This is a genomic window from Acidilutibacter cellobiosedens, assembly GCF_004103715.1.
Taxonomy (GTDB): Bacteria; Bacillota; Clostridia; order Tissierellales; family Acidilutibacteraceae; genus Acidilutibacter; species Acidilutibacter cellobiosedens.
In genome coordinates, this window is record NZ_CP035282.1 from 654,487 (window position 1) to 675,497 (window position 21,011).

19 protein-coding genes are annotated in these 21,011 nt (G+C 35.3%); 14 read left to right on the forward strand and 5 right to left on the reverse strand.

The genetic code is table 11. From position 1 onward, the window contains the following. Positions 1–51 precede the first annotated feature (51 nt). Both EQM13_RS03120 and EQM13_RS03125 read left to right on the forward strand, forming a co-directional pair. Entirely contained in the window at positions 52–1,665 is a 1,614-nt protein-coding gene (locus tag EQM13_RS03120; protein ID WP_128751930.1) for a CTP synthase, read from the forward strand. A gap of 101 nt (positions 1,666–1,766) precedes the next feature. After that, positions 1,767–3,611: an S-layer homology domain-containing protein gene (locus EQM13_RS03125; RefSeq protein ID WP_128751931.1), complete on the forward strand. Its 1,845-nt coding sequence runs from the start codon at positions 1,767–1,769 to the stop codon at positions 3,609–3,611. Between the two features lie 65 nt (positions 3,612–3,676). On the opposite strand, the gene EQM13_RS03130 is transcribed toward EQM13_RS03125, so the two are convergent. From EQM13_RS03130 to gdhA, 4 genes are all read right to left on the reverse strand, one after another. Then, entirely contained in the window at positions 3,677–5,044 is a 1,368-nt protein-coding gene (locus tag EQM13_RS03130) for an ABC transporter permease (RefSeq protein ID WP_128751932.1), read from the reverse strand. Next, positions 5,037–7,076: a COG1361 S-layer family protein gene (locus tag EQM13_RS03135; RefSeq protein WP_128751933.1), complete on the reverse strand. Its 2,040-nt coding sequence runs from the start codon at positions 7,074–7,076 to the stop codon at positions 5,037–5,039. Before EQM13_RS03135 ends, EQM13_RS03130 begins: the two co-directional genes overlap by 8 nt. Before the next feature lie 3 nt (positions 7,077–7,079). After that, positions 7,080–7,793, reverse strand: coding sequence for an ABC transporter ATP-binding protein (locus EQM13_RS03140; protein ID WP_128751934.1), 714 nt, complete (start codon positions 7,791–7,793; stop codon positions 7,080–7,082). 146 nt (positions 7,794–7,939) lie between these two features. Then, positions 7,940–9,283 carry an NADP-specific glutamate dehydrogenase gene (gene gdhA, locus EQM13_RS03145; RefSeq protein WP_114219670.1) on the reverse strand — a complete coding sequence of 448 codons (1,344 nt, stop codon included), beginning with the start codon at positions 9,281–9,283 and terminating at the stop codon, positions 7,940–7,942. A gap of 257 nt (positions 9,284–9,540) precedes the next feature. Here gdhA and kal point away from each other — a divergent pair, with 257 nt between their 5' ends. The 9 genes from kal (at position 9,541) to prfA (ending at position 17,587) form a co-directional block, all read left to right on the forward strand. After that, complete coding sequence (gene kal, locus EQM13_RS03150; RefSeq protein ID WP_128751935.1) at positions 9,541–9,924, forward strand: 3-aminobutyryl-CoA ammonia lyase; 384 nt, start codon at positions 9,541–9,543, stop codon at positions 9,922–9,924. Positions 9,925–9,944: 20 nt separating this feature from the next. Continuing rightward, the gene (gene kce, locus EQM13_RS03155; RefSeq protein WP_071139593.1) at positions 9,945–10,766 is read left to right on the forward strand and encodes a 3-keto-5-aminohexanoate cleavage enzyme; all 822 of its coding nucleotides are present in this window, start codon (positions 9,945–9,947) and stop codon (positions 10,764–10,766) included. A 187-nt stretch (positions 10,767–10,953) separates the two neighbouring features. Next, positions 10,954–11,601, forward strand: coding sequence for a fructose-6-phosphate aldolase (gene fsa, locus EQM13_RS03160; protein ID WP_128751936.1), 648 nt, complete (start codon positions 10,954–10,956; stop codon positions 11,599–11,601). A 12-nt stretch (positions 11,602–11,613) separates the two neighbouring features. After that, positions 11,614–12,582, forward strand: coding sequence for a class II fructose-bisphosphatase (gene glpX, locus EQM13_RS03165; protein WP_128751937.1), 969 nt, complete (start codon positions 11,614–11,616; stop codon positions 12,580–12,582). A gap of 117 nt (positions 12,583–12,699) precedes the next feature. Next, complete coding sequence (gene rho, locus EQM13_RS03170) at positions 12,700–14,067, forward strand: transcription termination factor Rho (protein WP_114219667.1); 1,368 nt, start codon at positions 12,700–12,702, stop codon at positions 14,065–14,067. A gap of 294 nt (positions 14,068–14,361) precedes the next feature. After that, a complete protein-coding gene (gene rpmE, locus EQM13_RS03175) occupies positions 14,362–14,562 on the forward strand; it encodes a 50S ribosomal protein L31 (RefSeq protein WP_071139597.1) in 201 nt (66 codons plus the stop codon). A 149-nt stretch (positions 14,563–14,711) separates the two neighbouring features. Continuing rightward, positions 14,712–15,635: a DUF1385 domain-containing protein gene (locus EQM13_RS03180; RefSeq protein ID WP_234958907.1), complete on the forward strand. Its 924-nt coding sequence runs from the start codon at positions 14,712–14,714 to the stop codon at positions 15,633–15,635. Then, positions 15,626–16,495 (forward strand): peptide chain release factor N(5)-glutamine methyltransferase, encoded by an 870-nt coding sequence (prmC, locus tag EQM13_RS03185; protein WP_128751938.1) that lies wholly within the window; start codon positions 15,626–15,628, stop codon positions 16,493–16,495. The genes EQM13_RS03180 and prmC overlap by 10 nt, the downstream gene beginning before the upstream one ends. Before the next feature lie 24 nt (positions 16,496–16,519). Beyond that, a complete protein-coding gene (gene prfA, locus EQM13_RS03190) occupies positions 16,520–17,587 on the forward strand; it encodes a peptide chain release factor 1 (RefSeq protein WP_128751939.1) in 1,068 nt (355 codons plus the stop codon). Here the strand turns inward: prfA and EQM13_RS03195 are convergent. Further along, the gene (locus EQM13_RS03195; protein WP_071140367.1) at positions 17,584–18,291 is read right to left on the reverse strand and encodes a ZIP family metal transporter; all 708 of its coding nucleotides are present in this window, start codon (positions 18,289–18,291) and stop codon (positions 17,584–17,586) included. The two genes, prfA and EQM13_RS03195, sit on opposite strands and share 4 nt — an antisense overlap. 721 nt (positions 18,292–19,012) lie before the next feature. On the opposite strand from EQM13_RS03195, the gene EQM13_RS03200 reads away from it, so the two are divergent. Genes EQM13_RS03200 through rpiB form a run of 3 tightly spaced genes read left to right on the forward strand, consistent with a single transcriptional unit; the run spans position 19,013 to position 20,999 of the window. Next, complete coding sequence (locus tag EQM13_RS03200) at positions 19,013–20,059, forward strand: L-threonylcarbamoyladenylate synthase (protein ID WP_206172984.1); 1,047 nt, start codon at positions 19,013–19,015, stop codon at positions 20,057–20,059. Between the two features lie 12 nt (positions 20,060–20,071). Then, positions 20,072–20,530: a low molecular weight protein arginine phosphatase gene (locus EQM13_RS03205; protein WP_071140369.1), complete on the forward strand. Its 459-nt coding sequence runs from the start codon at positions 20,072–20,074 to the stop codon at positions 20,528–20,530. Positions 20,531–20,549: 19 nt separating this feature from the next. Continuing rightward, the gene (gene rpiB / locus EQM13_RS03210; RefSeq protein ID WP_071140370.1) at positions 20,550–20,999 is read left to right on the forward strand and encodes a ribose 5-phosphate isomerase B; all 450 of its coding nucleotides are present in this window, start codon (positions 20,550–20,552) and stop codon (positions 20,997–20,999) included. Positions 21,000–21,011 lie beyond the last annotated feature (12 nt).

Below are 21,011 nucleotides of genomic sequence, written 5' to 3' on the forward strand. Positions count from 1 at the left end.
ATATAAAATACTATAGTTATAGTATAAAATTACGAGGAGGTAAATGATGAGATGCCGACGAAATATATATTTGTTACAGGAGGAGTTGTTTCTTCCTTGGGCAAGGGGATTACGGCAGCAAGTCTGGGACGATTGCTTAAAAGCAGGGGCCTAAAGGTAACTATTCAGAAGTTTGATCCTTATATAAACGTAGATCCGGGAACAATGAGTCCTTATCAGCATGGAGAGGTTTTTGTAACGGACGACGGTACGGAAACTGATTTGGACTTGGGACATTATGAGAGATTTATAGATATAAGCTTAAATAAAAACAGCAATGTGACTACAGGTAAGATATATTGGTCTGTGATAAATAAGGAAAGAAAAGGAGAATATTTAGGAAGAACTGTCCAGGTTATACCTCATATTACTAATGAAATAAAGGAGAAAATCAGAGCTGCAGCTAAAAATGAAGAAGTGGATGTAGTAATCACCGAAATAGGTGGTACTGTAGGAGATATTGAAAGTTTACCTTTCTTGGAAGCTATAAGACAATTTAAGGGTGAAATTGGAGGAGAGAACGTTATGTATCTCCATGTTACCTTGGTTCCCTATCTTTCAAAAGCAGGGGAATTAAAAACTAAGCCCACCCAGCACAGCGTAAAGGAATTAAGAGGTATCGGCATCCAGCCTGATGTTCTTATTTTAAGAACGGAAAAACCCATTTCTAAAGAAATGAAAGAGAAAATAGCTCTTTTTTGTAATTTGAAACCAAGAGAAGTTATTCAGAATATTGATACCGATATTATATATGAACTTCCTTTGATGCTCGAAAAAGAGGGCCTTTCTCAACTGGTTATAGAACGTTTGGGACTCAAATGCGGCAAACTTGATATGGAAGATTGGAAGGATATTGTTAAAAGAGCAAAAAATCTAAAGGGAAAAGTAAGGATAGCTCTCGTAGGTAAGTATGTGGAGCTTAAGGATGCATATTTATCTGTCGCGGAAGCATTAAGACACGGAGGTATAGCTAACGGAGTTGAAGTAGAGATAAATTGGGTTCATTCCGAACATGTAAATGAGGACAATTGTGAGGAATTGCTTAAAGATTCCGACGGAATACTTGTACCGGGAGGATTCGGAGATAGAGGAATTGATGGAAAAATTTATGCGGCAAAATATGCGAGAGAACATAATGTACCTTATTTGGGAATATGCTTAGGAATGCAGATGGCTGTAGTTGAATTTGCACGAGATGTGTTGAAACTCAAAGGCGCTCACAGCTCCGAATTAGACCCGAATACTCCTTATCCTGTTATAGATCTGATGCCGGAACAGAGAAATATAGATTCCCTGGGAGGAACCATGAGATTGGGAGCATATCCATGTAAATTAGTTAAATCCACAAAGGCAATGGACGCTTATGGAGATGAATTGATATATGAAAGGCACAGACACAGATATGAATTCAACAATGAATTCAGAGATAAAATGGTAGAAAATGGGCTTGTTATAAGCGGAACTTCTCCTGATGGGAGATTGGTGGAGATAGTAGAGCTCAAAGATCACCCTTGGTTTGTAGCCGTTCAATTTCATCCTGAATTTAAGTCAAGGCCTAATAAATGCCATCCTTTGTTTAGAGATTTTATTAAAGCTTCTAAGGAAAATTCTCATAGAGATAATTAAGAAAATATTCTTTTGTTGAAGGAAATATATCTTCCATGAAGAAATATATGATATAGGAGAGTTTGTAAGGTATATTTTATGAAAGGGAGGGTGTTATTTTAATGAAGAAGAATATTATTGCGCTAATATTAGTTTTGAGCATATCTTTAATTTCCGTTTCCAATACCGCCTTCGGGGATATGATGTTTACCGATGTAAATGAGGGATATTGGGCAAGGGAATATATTGACACAATGGTTAACGTAGGAATTATGAGTGGGTATGACGACGGTACTTTTAGGCCTAACGATAAAGTAAATAAAGTACAAGCTGTAGTGATGATTTCAAAACTTCTTTATGTCGGCCAAAGTGAAATCACGTCGGCACGAGAGAAATACGAAGAATTTCTAAAGAATTATAACCTTACTGAAGATGAAAAGAACAATATGTCGGTAATTATGGATAAAGGAATTGTAAGCAAAGATATTGTAGAAAAGGAGTTTTTCAGTAACGGGGCTCCAAAAACCGCATCAAAATTGGAAGTATGCCTGTATCTTGTAAGAGCTATGGGAATTGAAGGCCAGACAAGCGGAAGAATTTTTAAATTATCTTATAAGGATGCGGAAACCATACCTGTTAATGCCAGACCTTATATCGACCTTCTTATAGAAAAGGGAATAATCGATAAGGAAGGGGATGCAGGGGGGAAATTTAATCCCAATCAGGAGATAACAAGAGGAGTTTTGGCTAAGATGCTATATCTTGCCTATAATGAAATGAATAACGGCAATATAAATGTGACTCCGGGGAATAATTCCGAAATTCAGAACGACGATAGCGGAATCAGCGGAACCGTAGTTGAAAATACAGGAGAATTTCTTATAATTGATACGGGGAATAAGAAGGATTCTTACGAATTTACTTCTAATACCTTAATTATGCTTGATGGCAAAACCGGGACTAAAGATGATATTAAAAGAGGAATGGTAGTAAAAATTACCGCATCTGCCGGAAATAAATTGGATTCCGTAAAGAACGAAAGTACTGATGAATCATTGTCGGGAACTATAAAGTCCATTGATTTAGGCGCTTCTCCCAGTATGGTTGTTGAATATAAAGATGATTCCGGAAACACTAAGTCTCAGACTTTTTACTTATCTAATGATACAAAGGTATCCTTAGACGGAAAAGAAGGATTTTTGTATTCATTGGAAGAGGGAGATTTAGTTGATATTCATGTATTGAATAATTTGGTTGTAGGTATTTCGGCTGAAACCAAATCAGGAACCGTAAAGGGAATACTTAAAGATGAAAAATTTGAAGATGGTTTTCAAATAACGGTGGAAAGAGACGACGAGTCACTGCTTGAATATACTGTGGAAGATAATGCCACAATAAAAAGAAACTCTGTCAGTGCAAATATCAGTGAATTAAGAAGAGGAGACGAGCTTAATATTTCTCTGACTTATGGAAAAGTTACAGGAATAGATGCTAAATCCGTAAAAGGAGAAAATGAAGGAACAATAAATGAAATATTGATAAAAGAAGAACCTCAAATTACTATAGTTAATTCAGAGGGAGAAAAAATTACTTATTATGTTTCCAAGGACGTTTCCGTCAATATTGAGGATAAATTAAGTGAAATATATGATTTAAGATTAGGCTATCATGCCAAATTGGTTTTGGAAAGCGATGAAATTATATCGGTGGACGTAGACGAGAAAACTTTGAATAATGAATATATGGGAGAAGTTGAATATATAAATGCCGACGCAGGATTTTTAAGAATTAAAATAAACGGCAGCCAAGAATCTCTAAATGTTAATTTATCTTCTAATATTTCAATTAAGGATATGGACGGAAAGTCTGTGAGTATAAACGACATAACCGGAGGAGATAAGGTTCTTGTGAAAGGTTATATGGACAAGGGATATTTTGTAGCGGACAAAATAGTATTGGCAAAATAAAGGTTTAAAGGGAGTTAAAAAAATACCTCAAAAATGCTTTTATTTCAACATTTTTGAGGTGCTTTTTATTCCGTTCTTATTGCTTCCAAAGCGCTTAAATTCATTGCTTTTTTGGCTGGGTAATATCCGGACATCAATCCTACCAAAGCCGAAAATCCCATAGCTGCAAATATCAGCCATATGGGGATGATGCTTATACGGGTGTCGGCGCTTGCCCCCATATTGTTTTGAAGAAAATTTATCCCTACTTTATTGATTATAATTGACAGCACTTCACTTAATACTATTCCTACAGCTCCCCCCAAGAGGCCTATCATTCCTGCCTCAAAGAGGAATAATTTTTTGATATCCCTTAAAGATGCGCCTATTACTTTCATGACCCCGATTTCTTTTGTCCTTTCATATATGGACATGATCATTGTATTGGCGATTCCTATTGCCGCTACAAGAAGTGATACGGCGCCTATCCCTCCAAGGACTGCCTGAATGATAACGGAAGTCTTGTTTAAACTCTCAAGAGCGTCTGATAAACTCCATGCCTCATATCCCATATCCTTAATTTTTTGTTGTACTTCCTGAACTTTGCTTATATCTTCAACCTTTACAAGGATCGTCTGATATTCGTTCCCGTTTGTTTGTGTTTTATTTCCTTCAGCTTTATTTTTTTCTTTTATTAATTTTTTAACTTGTTCGATAGGCATATATACGTTATAGTCGGTATCATAAGAACCTTCCTGAAGAATTCCCACGGTTTTTACTTTATAAGTTTTGTAATTTACTTTCTTTTCTCCATCCTGGTTTTCCAAAGATGATTCATTCGGATTTCTTTTCCTGCCGTAGTTCATATCAAATGTCATTATAATCTTATCGTTCATCAGATCTATTTCCGGTTCCTTGTCAGGGCCTCTTCGCCTTCGTGAGTTTTCATCATAAAAGGTATGTTTCATTCCTCCCCCGAATATTAATACATCTTGGTCTCCGGTTTGAAACAATCTTCCTTCTCCGATTTTAAAGTCAAATTCTTTCATCGAACTGGGTTCTATGCCCTTTAACGACATATAAGTACTATACTTTCCGTCTACTAATTTTATTTGATCTTCTACAATGGGTGTGACTGCCGTTACATCAGGAATATTCTTAAATTCGGCCAAACTTTCTTCATTCAGTTTTTTCTCTGTACTTGAACTTGATGAGCTGACTGAAACCCCGCCGTCATAATACATCTCATTGTAGCCTTGGCTTACCGTAATAATGTTTACACTTCCCATTTGTTTTATCTGATTATTAAAGGCTTCTCTCATTCCGAATCCTAAGCTCAGCATAACTATTATGGAGCTGGTTCCTATGATTACTCCTAAAACCGTCAGAAAAGTTCTTAATTTTCTCCTCCATAAATTTCTTATTCCCATGGAAACCAAATCTAAACTATTCATCTATTGACATAGCCTTCTCTTTCTTTTTCTTTCTCCAGATTTTAATTGCGATTATTGCTAATATTATAGGTATGACTATTGCCCAGAATTTTACTGTTTTAAATATATTCTTGCTTTGTTTTTCCTGAGGAGGTAATTCATCGGGATTCGGAGCCGGAGGAGCTTCCTGAACATTTAAAGCAAATTCTTTTCTGACTTCTACTGTTTCTCCTCTGCTGTCTTCATAGGAAAATACAAGAGCTCCTTTTACTTCGCCGGTAGCTTGAGGAATAATAGTTCCTTCGTAAGAATCGCTTCCTCCCGATTCGAAATTTCCCAAGTAGTAATTGCCGTTTTCTGTCTGGAAATCTCCCTCGAGCTTAACCATTGTATTGTAAAGTGTGACTTTTCCGGTATTGTAAAAGTCAATTGATATAGGAATCGGAGTTCCGACAAAGGCTTCGGTCGAAATGGTCAATTCTCCTGTTTGCAATTTGGATTTTTGAACGACGGGGACTCCTACAAGTTCTGTAGCAGTAAGCTCTTGTCCATCGTTATCTTCATATTCGAAAGTTGCCGTAACGGTATAAGTTTTTGCTTCGGCAGTAGGGACCGTATACATTGTAATCTGCTTTTCAACTCTTCCCTTAGGGGCTATGGAGTCTATGTAGAAGGTATTACTGCTTCCTACGGGGCTGAATACATTGCTCCCGTTTTCCTTTGTCTGATCGTTTACAGATAGAGAAATTTTTATATTTCTTACGGCTTTATCTTTATTGGTATTAAAAAAGGATAAGTTCATTACAAAATTTTCTCCTGCGTTTACTAATGCAGGTGAAAAACTGTATTTATCTATTATAAGTTTTGGCTTTTCTTTCCCGCTGTCTTCTTTATCTACGTATACTCCTACATATTGTGTTAACATATATTTTTCATCGTCTTTTCCGGAATTTAATTCATCTTCATATTCAACGGTAATATTTATAGGATAGTTTTTTGCTGTAGCTTCTTTCGTTGGGGAAAGGACAAAGTCTACATGTTCTGTTCCTTCCGGGGCAATTCCGATGATTTTTTTGATACTTGCGGTTTTAGGAACTATTGCAGGATCGGAACTTTCGACTTTTACAACAATATTAGATGCATCTAATTTCCCGTGATTTACAAGATCAAATCCTATAGTAAAATTCTTTTCCGGAGTAATTCCCTCATCAGGATAAACAATATTTTCCATTGAAAGATTGGAATTTGATCCGCCTTTTCCTCCAATGTTAATAAATACCTTTTGGGTATCTTCATAGGCTTGGTTTTGCCTGTCCTTATAGCTGAATTTTAAGTCCAATCCGTGGCTTCCCCTTGAAGCTTTGCTGGAGGCTTTAAGATTGAATTTAACGTATCCGTGAAATCCTCCGGCGATTTTTTGAATGTATTGAGTGTTGGAGCCTTCTCCCATAACAAACCCTTCGTCACTTAATCCTTCCAAAGAAAATTTGATATCTTTTGCTTCTTCCGTTCCGTTGTTTGCTATGTCGAATCCAACTTCCACCGTTTCTCCGGGAGCAATACTCTCTGATCCTATATCTACTTTGCTTATTATAAGCCTTGGCGGCGAAATTCTGTTTATAACCCTTACATATACTACTGTATTGTAAGTTCCGGGATCTCCGTAAGAATTAGTAAATTGAAAATTCAATTTAATCGGATAATTTTTTTCCGCAGCGAGAGAATCGATTTTCAGTTTTAAGGTTACATCTACAGTACGATCTCCTTCGATTTTATCTAAGCTCTGAGAAAATGTCAGGTCATTTATTGTAAAAGGACTGGCTGAATCAATTTCAGGAGTGATTACTACGTCCTTTGCGGTATAACCTGTATTTTTTATGGTTATGGGAATATCAATATTACTTCCGGCATCCCCTGTAGGTATTTTGTCACTGATTATTGAGAGCTTGGGCATCAATTTGGAAGTATCTTCATCTATTTCTGCCGATACAGGTGCGTAAAATTGGGTTATTATCAGCAGTACTGCTAAGAATACATGAAAAAATCTTTTCATTTATTATGCGTCCCCCTTAATATTATTTTTTGAATTTTCTATAATCTTTTCTATGTTTCCATCTCTTATATAAATGATCTGGTGAGCATAGTTTGATATTTCCGCATCATGAGTAACTATTATTAAAGTCTGCTTTTGTTCGTTAGCCATGGAAGTCATAAGATCCATAACTTCTATGGTAGTCTTCGTGTCCAAGTTTCCCGTAGGTTCATCAGCAAACACAATCTGTGGATGGCCTATAAAAGCTCGTGCAATGCTTACTCTTTGCTGCTGCCCTCCACTCATCTCAGAAGGCCTGTGATGAAGCCGGTTTCCCAATCCCACTTCTACAAGCATTTTCTTTGCCGCTTTGTTTCTTTTTGATTTGGGTATTCCCTGAAATATAAGAGGGAGGCTTACATTTTCCAAGGCAGAGAGAGTTGGAATCAAGTTATATGATTGAAAAACAAAACCAATATATAGTTGACGAAATTTAGTTACCTGATTTTCGTTCATTCTCTCCAGATGCTTTTTATTTATTATTATTTCACCCTTTGTTGGCTTTTCAAGCCCCGCCATCATATTTAAAAGTGTACTTTTTCCTGAACCGGAAGTGCCCAACAGGCATACGAGCTTTTCATTGTCTATAGAAAGATTTATATTGTTGAGAGCAACAATTTTTTCTTCTCCCATCCTGTAAACTTTCCGGACATTATTCAATTTGATCAATTCTGTCAAATAAGAATTCACCTCCCATCATATTATATATGATTATTCTATCATAATTTTCCTTTTGAATAAACTACAAAATAGTTACAATCATAAAAAATAGAAGCAGTTTTTTAAAGACCGCTTCTATTAAAGGAAAATATATTATATTATTTTTACACAATACCTTGGGCCATCATTGCTTCGGCAATTCTCTTAAATCCTGCGATATTTGCACCTGCAACCAGATTGTATCCGAGTCCTAATTCTTCGGCTGCTTCTTTCGTATTCTTATGAATATTTATCATTATATTTTTAAGTTTTGCATCAACTTCTTCAAAAGACCATGAATATCTCATTGCATTTTGAGTCATTTCTAATGCTGATGTAGCAACTCCTCCTGCATTAACAGCCTTTGAGGGTGCAACTATTACGCCGTTTTCTTGTATATATGCCAAAGCTTCGTTTGTTGTAGGCATATTTGATACTTCTATATAATATTTAATTTTGTTTTCAACTATTTTTTTGGCTTCAGCCATGCCAACTTCGTTTTGAGTTGCGCAAGGCATATATACGTCTGCTTTGACACCCCACGGTTTTTCCTTTGGATAGAATTTGACGCCGAATTTATCTGCATAGTCTTGTACTTTATCTCGTCTGGAAGCTCTCATTACAAGCATATAATCTATTTTTTCGCCTTTGATACCATCGGGGTCATAAATGTATCCGTCCGGGCCTGATATTGTTACAACTTTTCCTCCTAATTCGGTTATTTTTGAAACGGTACCCCAAGCTACGTTTCCAAATCCTGATATTGCAAAAGTTTTTCCTTTAATTTCTTCTCCGAAGTTTTTAAATACTTCCTGTGCAAAATAAGTAGCGCCGTAACCTGTTGCTTCAGTTCTTGCCAAACTTCCGCCATAAGGAATGCCTTTACCTGTTAATACACCGTTTTTATAAGCTCCTACTATTCTTTTGTACTGTCCGAAAAGATATCCGATTTCTCTTCCGCCGACACCTATATCTCCTGCAGGGACATCAATATCCGGTCCTATATGCCTATACAATTCCGTCATAAATGATTGGCAGAATCTCATAATTTCTCCTTCGGATTTTCCTTTGGGATCAAAATCGGATCCGCCTTTTCCTCCGCCAATGGGAAGTCCTGTTAGTGAGTTTTTGAAAATTTGTTCAAATCCAAGAAATTTGATTATTCCGATGTATACGGAAGGATGAAATCTAAGGCCTCCTTTATAAGGTCCTATGGCACTGTTGAATTGAACTCTGAATCCTCTGTTTACCTGAACTTTGCCTTTATCGTCTACCCAAGGAACCCTAAATATGATTTGTCTTTCCGGTTCAATGAGTCTGTCGATGATACCGTTTTCAATATATTCAGGATGTTTATCCAAGTAAGGAACCAAAGAATTGAGAACTTCTTCCACTGTTTGATGAAATTCAACTTCACCGGGATTTCTTTTTTTAACAATTTCAATATACTTCTCAATGATAGGTGACATTTTAAAATCTCCCCTTTATTAATGATTTGTAGTTTGTTAAAGCTTTTACAACTGTAAAATATCATACTATAAAGAAAGTGTCAATCGATTATAAGATAATTATAGAGGGGTTTATAGGTAATACTTGACATAAGGTGATAAAATAGCCATAATTATATATTTTAACTTTTTGTAATCTTGTTGTATAGAAAGTAATAATTTATTATGATATAATAATACTGTCTTTTAGGGTTTATTATGAGGATGGAGGTACAAATATGAGTGAGGCTATGATAAGATTAAGAATGAGTTCGGGAGATTCTCATTATGGAGGGAATCTTGTGGACGGGGCAAAGATGCTTCAATTGTTTGGAGATGTGGCAACGGAACTTTTAATCAGGCAGGATGGAGATGAAGGTCTTTTCGCAGGATATGAAGAGATAGAGTTTTTATCTCCGGTATTTGCGGGAGATTATATTGAGGCAGTCGGAGAAATAATTAAAATTGGTAATAGTTCGAGAAAAATGAAATTTGAAGCAAGAAAGGTTATAGCGGCAAGGACGGATATCAGCAACTCAGCTTGTGATGTATTGAAAGAACCTATAGTTGTTTGCAGGGCAGTGGGAACTTGTGTTACACCCAAAGATAAGAAGAGAAAATAATAAGGGGGTAAAGCAGTAGAATGGAAAAGCTAATTATAACTGCTGCCATATGTGGAGCAGAAGTGACAAAAGAAAATAACCCCAATGTCCCTTATACTGTCGAAGAAATAGGAGAGGAAGCAGAATCGGCATATAGAGCGGGGGCAAGTATTATTCATCTTCATGTAAGATATGATGACGGGACTCCGACTCAAGACAAAGAAAGATTTAGAGAATGTATGGAGGAAATAAGAAGGAGATGCCCCGATGTTATCATTCAACCATCAACAGGGGGAGCAGTAGGAATGACTGATGAAGAGAGACTTCAACCGGTGGAGCTTTTTCCGGAAATGGCAACGTTAGATTGTGGAACCCTTAATTTTGGGGGAGACGAAATATTTATAAATACTGAAAATACAATCAAAAATTTTGCGAAAGTTATGAACGAAAAAGGAGTAAAACCTGAAATAGAGGTATTTGACAAGGGAATGGTAGATTTAGCGGTCAGATATCATAAACAGGGATATATATCTGCTCCCATGCATTTTGATTTTGTGATGGGAGTACAGATGGATGCAACAGTAAGGGATTTATCATATATTTCGCGAAGTATTCCTGAAGGGTCAACATGGACTGTGGCAGGAGTAGGAAGGCATCAAATACCCATGGCAGTAGTAGGGATAATTATGGGTGGTCATGCAAGAGTAGGATTTGAAGATAATGTTTATATTTCTAAAGGAGTATTAGCTAAGTCAAACGGAGAATTAGTAGAAAAAGTAGTAAGAATAGCTAAAGAAATTGGAAGAGAAATAGCTACTCCCGAAGAAGCAAGAAAAATTTTGAGAATTAAGTACAAAGGATAAAATAGGACTATTGAGGAAAGGTGAAGCCTTTCCTTGTACTTTTTGTAAGATAAACAAATTTTCTATTAATTATGGAAGGATTTTTATGCTGTGTATAGAATTATTGATGGAAAGAGTTTTTTCGGAACAACTAATTTTCAAAATTTTAAAGAAAATGGTATAATAAATATATAAGGAGGGTTGAAAAATGAAGTTTTTTATAGATACTGCCAATATTGATGAAATTAGAGAGATAAATGATTGGGGGGTTATATGTGGCGTCACTACCAATCCATCTCTTATTGCAAAAGAAGGCAGAGATTTTAAAGAAGTTATAAAAGAAATTACGTCGATAGTTGATGGTCCTATCAGTGCGGAGGTTATTTCTTTAAAAAGCGAAGGGATGATTAAAGAAGCAAGAGAATTGTCGAAGATTCATCCTAATATAGTTGTTAAAATTCCTATGATAAAAGAAGGGTTAAAAGCAGTCAAAGTACTTAAATCCGAAGGAATAAAAACTAATGTGACTTTGGTTTTTTCTCCAAGCCAGGCACTTCTTGCGGCTCGGGCAGGAGCATCTTATGTAAGTCCATTTATAGGAAGAATGGATGATATAAGTAATGAAGGAATGAATATAGTAAGGGACATAGCAGAAATATATCGTAATTATGACATTAAGGCGGAAATAATAGCTGCAAGTATTCGCCACCCGATACATGTTGTAGAAGCTGCTAAGGCAGGGGCGGATATTGCAACAATACCTTATAAGGTATTTTTAAATATGGTGAAACATCCTATGACAGATTTAGGAATCCAAAGATTTCTTAAAGATTGGGAAGGTTTGGTTAAGAAATAAGGAGGGATTTTGATGGATAGAAATTTGCCCTTAAACCTTGTGAGGGTGACAGAAGCGGCTGCTTTGGAAAGTGCCAGATATTTGGGAAGAGGAGATAAAAATGTCGTGGATCAAGCGGCGGTAAATGGAATGAGAAATATGTTCGATACTATAAATATAGACGGAACTGTTGTAATTGGAGAAGGGGAACTTGACGAGGCTCCGATGCTGTATATCGGAGAACAAATAGGAAAAGCCAAGGAGGGCTGTCCTGAAGTAGATATAGCTGTAGATCCCGTGGATGGGACTATAGCTGTGTCAAAGGGACTTTCCAACTCCATATCGGTGGTAGCTATAGCACCTAAAGGCTGCTTACTTCATGCTCCGGATATGTATATGGATAAAATTGCTGTAGGACCTAAGGCAAGGGGTGTAATTGATATTAATGCACCTGTAAAAGAAAATTTGAGGAATGTGGCTAAGGCACTTAATAAATCGGTTTCAGATATTACTGTGACTATGCTTGACAGGCCGAGGCATGAAAAACTCGTAAAGGATATCAGAGAAGCCGGAGCAAGAATTAAATTATTCAGAGACGGAGACGTAGCTGCGGCTATTGCTACGGGATTTGAACATTCGGGAGTGGATATTCTTATGGGCATAGGAGGTGCGCCTGAAGGAGTAATCGCGGCTGCAGCCCTTAAATGTATGGGAGGAGAATTTCAGGGGAAACTTCACCCCATGGATGATATTCAAAAAGAAAGATGTATAAAAATGGGAGCTAATGTTAATACTGTATTAACCATGGAAGATTTGGCCAAGGGGAACGAAATAGTATTTGCTGCTACCGGAATTTCTGATGGAGAATTGTTAAAAGGTGTGTTATACTATGGAAATGACATGGCAAAAACTCATTCAATGGTTATGAGAGCGGAAACGGGGACTATTAGATTTATTGAAGCAATACATAGATTAGATAAGAAACCGGAATATGCAAAATAAAATCCCGGGCTTTCCGGGATTCCCTTTCTTTTTTCTTTCCTTCTTATATGCTTTCCACCATATAGATATACAATAAATACATAAAACACATAAAAAATATTGGAGGTGTCAGTTAGTTTGACCCAAGTAGATTTAAAAGGAAAAAAAATATTAGAATTAAGAGAAATAGCTAAAAATATAGGGATTAAAAGTCCTTATAAATATAAAAAAGAGGAGCTTGAAAATTTGATTATACAAAACACAGCTTCCGATAAAATCGATGAAGACAAAAAAAACGACAACATTGAAGATAAAGAAGAAGCTGATATTAAAAAGATAAATAAGGAAGATTTTCCTGAAAAAATAACGGAAGAAATAGAAAAGATGAATGATGTAAATTTAAGTGAGGGGATATTGGAAGTCCATGTTGACGGATATGGATTTTTAAGAAGTGATAATTACCTTTCGGGAGATAATGATATATACGTATCTCCATCTCAAATAAGAAGATTCAAACTCAAAACCGGTGATAAAATATTAGGAATTACAAGGCCCGCAAAGTCCGGAGAAAAGTATAAAGCTCTTCTTTATGTTAAATCTGTAAATGGTTTAAATCCGGAAAAATCAGTTTCCAGACCGGATTTTGATTCATTAACTCCTGTATATCCTACCGAAAGAATTGTTCTTGAAACAGCTTCAAATGAGCTTTCCATGAGAATGATCGATTTATTGGCGCCTATAGGAAAGGGGCAGAGAGGAATGATAGTATCTCCTCCTAAGGCAGGAAAGACCACTCTTCTTAAAAAAATTGCCAATGCAATTTCTATTAACCATCCTGAGATTGAAATAATAGTTCTTTTAATTGATGAAAGACCGGAGGAAGTAACCGATATGAAAAGATCCGTAAACGGAGATGTAGTATATTCCACCTTTGATGAACTTCCTAGACATCATGCCAAAGTAGCAGAAATAGTCCTTGAAAGAGCAAAAAGATTAGTGGAACATGGAAAAGACGTCGTTATTCTCTTGGACAGCATTACAAGGCTTGCCAGGGCTTATAACCTCACTATTCCCGCAACAGGAAGAACTTTATCCGGAGGATTAGATCCGGGAGCCCTTTATATTCCAAAAAGATTTTTTGGTGCAGCAAGAAAATTAGAAGAAGGGGGAAGTTTAACTATTCTTGCCACTGCTCTTGTGGAAACAGGAAGCAGAATGGACGATGTAATATTTGAAGAATTTAAAGGTACAGGAAATATGGAAATACATTTGGACAGGAAACTTTCGGAAAAAAGAATATTTCCGGCAATAGATATAAACAAGTCAGGGACAAGAAGAGAGGAACTTCTTTTAAGTCAGAAAGAATTGGAGACCATATGGGGTATAAGAAAAGCATTAAGCAATTCTCCCATTCAGGATGTAACTGAAACTTTAATTAAAGATTTAATACAGACTAAATCCAATGAAGATTTTATAGATGTTATAAGAAATAAAATGCGGATTTAACGCAAGAGAACACAAGGGGACGGTTCTTCTGTGCTGCTTGGCGAACTTATTTTAAACTTATCTTATGCCAATAGAAAAGTCCTAATTTCCTTGATTTATTAATGTTTCGACGGAAATCTTATATTATTATTTCTTTTAATTAAACTGCAGGATGAAAAAAGGTTATTTTATGCAGTTAACTTCCTGTTATTAAAATTTTAAAATATGTATCTAGTTGAAAATTTTAAAAGTATATGCTATAATGAATAAAGCTGAAAATTATAGTATGAATTTGTGCATAGAGAGGTGAAGGGAATGAAGAAGGACATTCAACCTAAATATTATGAAGCAACAGTAACTTGTGCTTGCGGAAATACGTTCAAAACAGGATCGACAAAAAAGGAATTAAGAGTAGAAGTTTGTTCGGAATGTCATCCGTTTTTTACAGGCCGTCAAAAATTTGCGGAACGTGGTGGCCGTGTAGAGAAATTCAAGAAAAAATATGGCTTGAAATAAAATTTGAAAGAAAGTTAGAGATTATACTCTAACTTTTTTTATTTTTTGTTTATTGCGGAAACTATAGTTTCATGGACGTTGCATATAAACAACCGTATGTGCTATAATTTCTATATAGTATCTATGCTAATAATATGGGAGTTGATTTTTTGAAAATAAAAGATGTAAACAGAATTCCAAAACATATGACTACTATTGGTGGGCAAGCTCTTATTGAAGGAGTCTTGATGAAAGGACCTGAAGAAATTTCTATTGCTGTAAGAAAACCTGATAAAGAAATAGTTGTGAAAAAGGAGAAACTGAATCCTCTTGGAAAGAGATATAAATTTTTTTCTCTTCCTGTTGTAAGGGGTGTAGTCGGTCTTATTGAAGCAATGATATTTGGCACGAGGGCTTTAATGTATTCGGCAGAATTTGTGGAGGAGGAAGATAAAAAGCAAAAAGATAAATCGAATAATATGGAATTGTTTTTTACAATGCTTCTTTCTTTTGCAATAGTGATATTCTTCTTTATATTGGGACCTACTTATTTGACAAACCTCTTTAAGGATAAAATCCAAAGTCCTATAGTCATGAATCTTATAGAGGGCATTATAAGAATAACCATTTTTCTTATTTATGTGCTGGCGATTTCTAAGATGAATGATGTGGAAAGGGTATTTCAATACCATGGCGCAGAACATAAAACCATTCACTGTTATGAAAATGAGGATGATTTGACTGTTGAAAATGTCAAAAAATATCCTATTTTGCATCCGAGATGTGGAACCAGTTTTTTATTTATGGTTATGATAATAAGTATTATTGTTCTTTCTTTCTTTGGGTGGCCCAATCCTTTAGAAAGATTTCTGGTACGGCTTTTAATGTTTCCCGTAATTGCAGGGTTATCCTATGAAGTAAACCGTATTATAGGAAAAAGTAACGGAAAATTAGCATATATTTTGTCATATCCAGGATTGATGCTTCAGAAGATAGCAACTACCAAAGAACCTGATGAGGAGGAAATAGAAGTAGCGATAAGGGCGTTAAAAGGTGTGCTAGTAGATAACAAGGAGGAAGATCTTTGGAAATAAAGGATCTTATAAGAATGGGAATAAAAAAACTGGATCGGAGAAAATATTCCAATCCTCCTCTTGAGTGTGTACTTCTTCTGGCATATCTTTTAGATGTGGATAAAACATATATATATATTCACAATAATGAAGAAGTACCTTCTTCTGTTGAGGACAAATACTTTAGTTTAATCGATGAAAGAAGAAAAGGGTATCCCATTCAATATATATTGAAGGAAAAAGAGTTTATGGGGATCAGCTTTTATATAGAAGAAGGCGTTCTTATTCCAAGACCTGATACGGAGGTATTAGTTCAATATGTTTTGGATTATATAGATGAAAAGTATAAAGAAGGGGATATTAAAGTAGTTGAATTGGGGACGGGTAGCGGCTGCATATCTTTAAGTATTGCTTATTACAACAAAAATGTTTTCGTCTATTCCGTTGATATAGATAAAAAGGCTAATGCTGTTGCAGAAGAAAATTCAAGGAGATTAAAACTTTCCGACAGGGTAAAAATATTAGAAGGAGATTTATTTCAAGGAATAAAAAATATGGGATTAAAAAATTCCGTTGATATAATAGTATCCAATCCTCCGTATATTCCGGAGGATGAAATATTTGGACTTCAAGATGAAATAAAAAAATATGAACCTTTATGGGCATTAGATGGAGGAGAAGATGGACTGAATTATTATAGAAGAATAATACCTCAAAGTAAGGAATATCTAAAAAACAGAGGTATATTAGTTTTCGAAATGGGATTTGACCAAGGCAGAAAAATAAAGGAACTTATGGAAAAAGGAAATTTTCGGAATATAAATATATTAAAAGATTTGCAAGGACTTGACAGAGTAATCACAGGAGAATTGTTCCTATGATTGAATAGTTTTGGAGGTGTAGTAATGTTAGAAAAGTTAGCGAGTTTGGAAGAAAAATATAAAGGCTTATCGGAAAAGATAGTGGATCCTAAGATTATTGAAAATATAAATGAATGGCAGAAATTAGTTAAAGAGCATGCGGAGATTGAACCTGTTGTTGAAAAATATCAGCAGTATATGGATGTGGATAAGCAATTAGAAGAGAATAAAGAGATGTTGAAAGAAAAGTTAGAAGAAGATATGAAGGAATTAGTGAAAGAAGACATTGAAAAATTGGAAAGTCAAAAGAAGGAATTGGAAGAGGAATTAAAAACTCTTTTAATTCCAAAGGATCCCAATGCTCATAAAAATGTTATCGTGGAAATCAGGGCAGGAGCAGGAGGAGATGAAGCAGGACTTTTTGCAGGGGATCTTTTCAGAATGTATTGCAGATATGCCGAAAGAAAACGATGGAAGATTGAAATAATGAATTCTAACCAACAAGGAATAGGAGGATTCAAAGAAATTATATTTTCAATAAAGGGAAAGGGCGCTTACAGCAGATTGAAGTTTGAAAGCGGTGTTCATAGGGTTCAGAGAGTGCCGGAAACAGAAGCTAACGGGAGAATTCATACTTCTACTGCAACCGTAGCGGTTCTTCCGGAAGCAGAGGATATCGATGTCGAAATCAATCCAATAGATATAAGAGTAGATGTATTTCGTTCTTCGGGAAATGGCGGCCAAAGTGTGAATACTACCGATTCTGCCGTAAGAATTACTCATATTCCTACAGGAATGGTGGTATCCTGTCAGGATGAAAAATCTCAGTTAAAGAATAGAGATAGAGCAATGAAGATACTTAAAGCGAGACTTTATGATAAATGTCTTAGGGAACAAAATGAGGAGATTGCTCAAACAAGAAAAAGTCAAGTTGGTTCCGGTGACAGAAGCGAAAGAATCAGAACTTACAACTTTCCTCAAGGAAGAGTTACAGACCATAGAATCAACATGACCATATATCAATTGGAATCTTTTTTAGACGGGGATATTGACGAGATGATAGATGCTTTAATTACAAGTGACCAGGCAGAAAAGCTGAATAATTTGGATTAAGGCAGCATCATGCCCAATAAGAAACCAACGATGATACCCATAGTTGAAACCCTTCCTCCGTGTAGGGTTTTTCCTTGGGGTATGAATTCATCACAAACAATATAGAGCATGGCTCCTCCGGCAAAGGCAAGACATAGGGCGATAAACGAGTCAGATATAGTTCCGAAACATACTCCTAAGAAAGCGCCTATTCCTGTAGGAAAACCGGCAAGTATTGTTGATAGAATAATTTTTTTATTGGAGGATTTGTTTATCTTAAGAGGTGTAGAAATAGCTATTCCCCCAGGGATATTATGTAAAAATATTGCAGTAGACAGATAAATTCCAAGCTCTTTGCTTGACATGAAACTTGAACCTATTGCAAGACCTTCCGGGATATTATGAACTGCCATGCTTATTCCTATTATAATACTTGATTTTATATAAGGATTATTTATATTGTGAGGAAGAAGATTTTCTATAAGTATTATAAAAATTACCCCCAACCCAACTCCTATTATTTCTATCCAGGTACCTCCAATAAGATATGATTTAGGAAGAATTTGAAAAGCAATTAGGCTCAGCATAATTCCTCCTGTAAACCCTAAAAGAAAAGATAAGACACCTTTATTGTTTTTGATAAAAAGAGAAAGAACTCCTCCAAGACCGGTTCCTACTATTCCTACAAAAAATCCTAATAAAGTAATGAGATATAAATTTTCCATAAGAACCTCCTAACATTTTTATAACCCATAGGAAAGTTATAGTATATATTAATAAAATTTGACCTTAAGTGGGTTTCTTTTATAAAAGCCTTTTTTCTATATAATACATATTCTTGAATTCTTCTATAAATACCAAATTTATAAAAAAGGCTCTTATTGAAATTGATAAATTAATGAAGCCTTTTTTGAAACCCACTTAACGGAAAATATAGATTAAGGAGAACATAATTTTCCTATGGGTTATAAAAAAGGCTCTTATTGAAATTGATAAATTAATGAAGCCTTTTTTGAAACCCACTTAACGGAAAATATAGATTAAGGAGAACATAATTTTCCTATGGGTTATAAAAAAGGCTCTTATTGAAATTGATAAATTAATGAAGCCTTTTTTGAAACCCACTTAACGGAAAATATAGATTAAGGAGAACATAATTTTCCTATGGGTTATAAAAAAGGCTCTTATTGAAATTGATAAATTAATGAAGCCTTTTTTGAAACCCACTTAACGGAAAATATAGATTAAGGAGAACATAATTTTCCTATAGGCTATAAAAAGCGGTAATTGGCGATAATATAAATTAAATATTACTTGTTTGATAATAGTAATTATAGATTTTTGTTGTGAATTAATTATGTCTTTTGAATTTGAGATGAAAATTATATGAATTTACGATATAATAAGTTATTAGAAAGGTATAATAAAAGGAAGGTTACAGATATGATCGAAACGGAAATAGTTAAAGTTGATAAATTAAACCCGGATAGAAATATAATTGAAAGGGCCGGAAGAATAATCAGAAAGGGAGGTTTAGTAGCTTTTCCTACGGAAACTGTATATGGCCTTGGAGGAAATGGACTTGATGACAGTGCTGCTGACAAAATTTTTGCGGCTAAAGGACGTCCCCAAGATAATCCGCTAATACTTCATATTTCTTCCATGGAGGAGTTGTTTCCCTTGATAGAATTTGTTCCTCCGAATGCTGAAAAGCTGATGAAAAAATTTTGGCCGGGTCCTCTCACTCTTATATTTAAAAGGAGTAAAAAAATTTCAGATAAGATAACCGGAGGCTTATCTACTGTTGCCATTAGAATGCCAAACCACCCTGTGGCATCTATGCTTATAAAGGAATCGGCAGTTCCCATAGCAGCTCCCAGTGCTAATACTTCAGGAAGACCAAGCCCTACGGAAGCAAAACATGTAATAGAGGATCTCTCTGGGAAAATAGACATGATTATAGATGGAGGGAGTACTGAAATAGGAGTTGAGTCTACAGTATTGGACATTTCCGGGGAAATACCGACAATTTTAAGACCCGGAGGAATTACATGGGAGGATTTAATGACCATTTTTCCAAGGGTAGATTATGATCAAAGCATAATAAGGGATAATGAGAATATAGTGCCTAAATCACCGGGACAAAAATATAAACATTATGCACCAAAAGCGGAAATGATAGTTTTCACCGGAAGAACTGAAGATATAGTTTCTAAAATTAACGAGTATAAAAATATGTATATTGATCAAGGGAAAAATGTAGGCATCATGGCAACATCGGAAACAGAAGAAAAATATTCAGGAAAAGTTATAACAGTCGGAAGCAGAAATAAAAAATCAACTATTGCTAAAAATTTGTTTAAAGCGTTAAGGGACTTTGATAATATCAAAGTGGATATAATATTAGCGGAAGGTGTAGATACGGAAGGGATAGGAAGGGCTATAATGAACAGAATGAAAAAAGCCTGCGGCGGAAGAATAGAAAGGGTATAGAAGGTGATTTTGTTGAAGAATATATTATTCGTATGTACTGGAAACACATGCAGAAGTCCTATGGCAGACGGTTTATTTGAAAATATGATAGAAAATAATAAAGACAATTATTCTAATATATCTCATACTTCGGCAGGAATATATGTATTTGGAGGAGAAAGGCCAACGGATGAGGCAATAAAGGTTATGGCAGAAGAAGGAATAGATATTTCTCAATATAGATCAAAAGGATTGACAGAAAAGATGGTGGAAGATGCAGATGTAGTCTTTGTGATGACAAAAAATCATAAGAATTATATGAGAAATTCTTATCCGAGTGCATCAGAGAAAATTTTTACTCTAAAAGAATATGCTTATGGCAAGGAAGATGATATTATAGATCCCTTTGGAGAAGGAATGGAGGTTTACAGAAAGGTTAAAGAAGATATAAAAGATGCATTAGAAGAAATTCTACAAAAAATGAGAGGATAAAAGGAAAGGAGAATTTATCGTGAAAATCGGAATAGGAAGCGATCATGGAGGGTTTGAATTAAAGGAATATTTAAAGGAATATTTAAAAAAACAAAATATAGAGTATATTGATTATGGGACAAATTCTTTAGAATCTGTGGATTATCCGGATTTTGCTCTCAAAGTTGCCGAGGGAGTGGTAAACGGAGAATGCAACAAAGGCATAGTCGTCTGTGGTACAGGCATAGGAGTATCAATTTCATGTAATAAAGTTCGTGGAATCAGATGTGCCCTTCTCAGTGACACTTATTCTGCGAGGATGAGTGCGGAACATAATAATGCTAATGTAATAGCTTTGGGCGGCAGGGTCATAGGTAAGGATTTAGCTGTTGAAATAGTTTCCGCATGGTTGAAATCAGAATTTTTAGGAGGAAGACACGAAAGAAGAATAAATAAAATTTCTGATATTGAGGCCAAGTATATGTTATAATGTATAAGAATA

Coding starts and splice junctions, on each gene's coding strand:
- prfA (WP_128751939.1), top strand. CDS start 16,520: ATGTTAGAAAAGTTAGCGAGTTTGGAAGAAAAATATAAAGGCTTATCG.
- rpmE (WP_071139597.1), top strand. CDS start 14,362: ATGAAGAAGGACATTCAACCTAAATATTATGAAGCAACAGTAACTTGT.
- glpX (WP_128751937.1), top strand. CDS start 11,614: ATGGATAGAAATTTGCCCTTAAACCTTGTGAGGGTGACAGAAGCGGCT.
- EQM13_RS03130 (WP_128751932.1), bottom strand. CDS start 5,044: ATGAATAGTTTAGATTTGGTTTCCATGGGAATAAGAAATTTATGGAGG.
- EQM13_RS03195 (WP_071140367.1), bottom strand. CDS start 18,291: ATGGAAAATTTATATCTCATTACTTTATTAGGATTTTTTGTAGGAATA.
- gdhA (WP_114219670.1), bottom strand. CDS start 9,283: ATGTCACCTATCATTGAGAAGTATATTGAAATTGTTAAAAAAAGAAAT.
- EQM13_RS03120 (WP_128751930.1), top strand. CDS start 52: ATGCCGACGAAATATATATTTGTTACAGGAGGAGTTGTTTCTTCCTTG.
- fsa (WP_128751936.1), top strand. CDS start 10,954: ATGAAGTTTTTTATAGATACTGCCAATATTGATGAAATTAGAGAGATA.
- kce (WP_071139593.1), top strand. CDS start 9,945: ATGGAAAAGCTAATTATAACTGCTGCCATATGTGGAGCAGAAGTGACA.
- kal (WP_128751935.1), top strand. CDS start 9,541: ATGAGTGAGGCTATGATAAGATTAAGAATGAGTTCGGGAGATTCTCAT.
- EQM13_RS03135 (WP_128751933.1), bottom strand. CDS start 7,076: ATGAAAAGATTTTTTCATGTATTCTTAGCAGTACTGCTGATAATAACC.
- EQM13_RS03125 (WP_128751931.1), top strand. CDS start 1,767: ATGAAGAAGAATATTATTGCGCTAATATTAGTTTTGAGCATATCTTTA.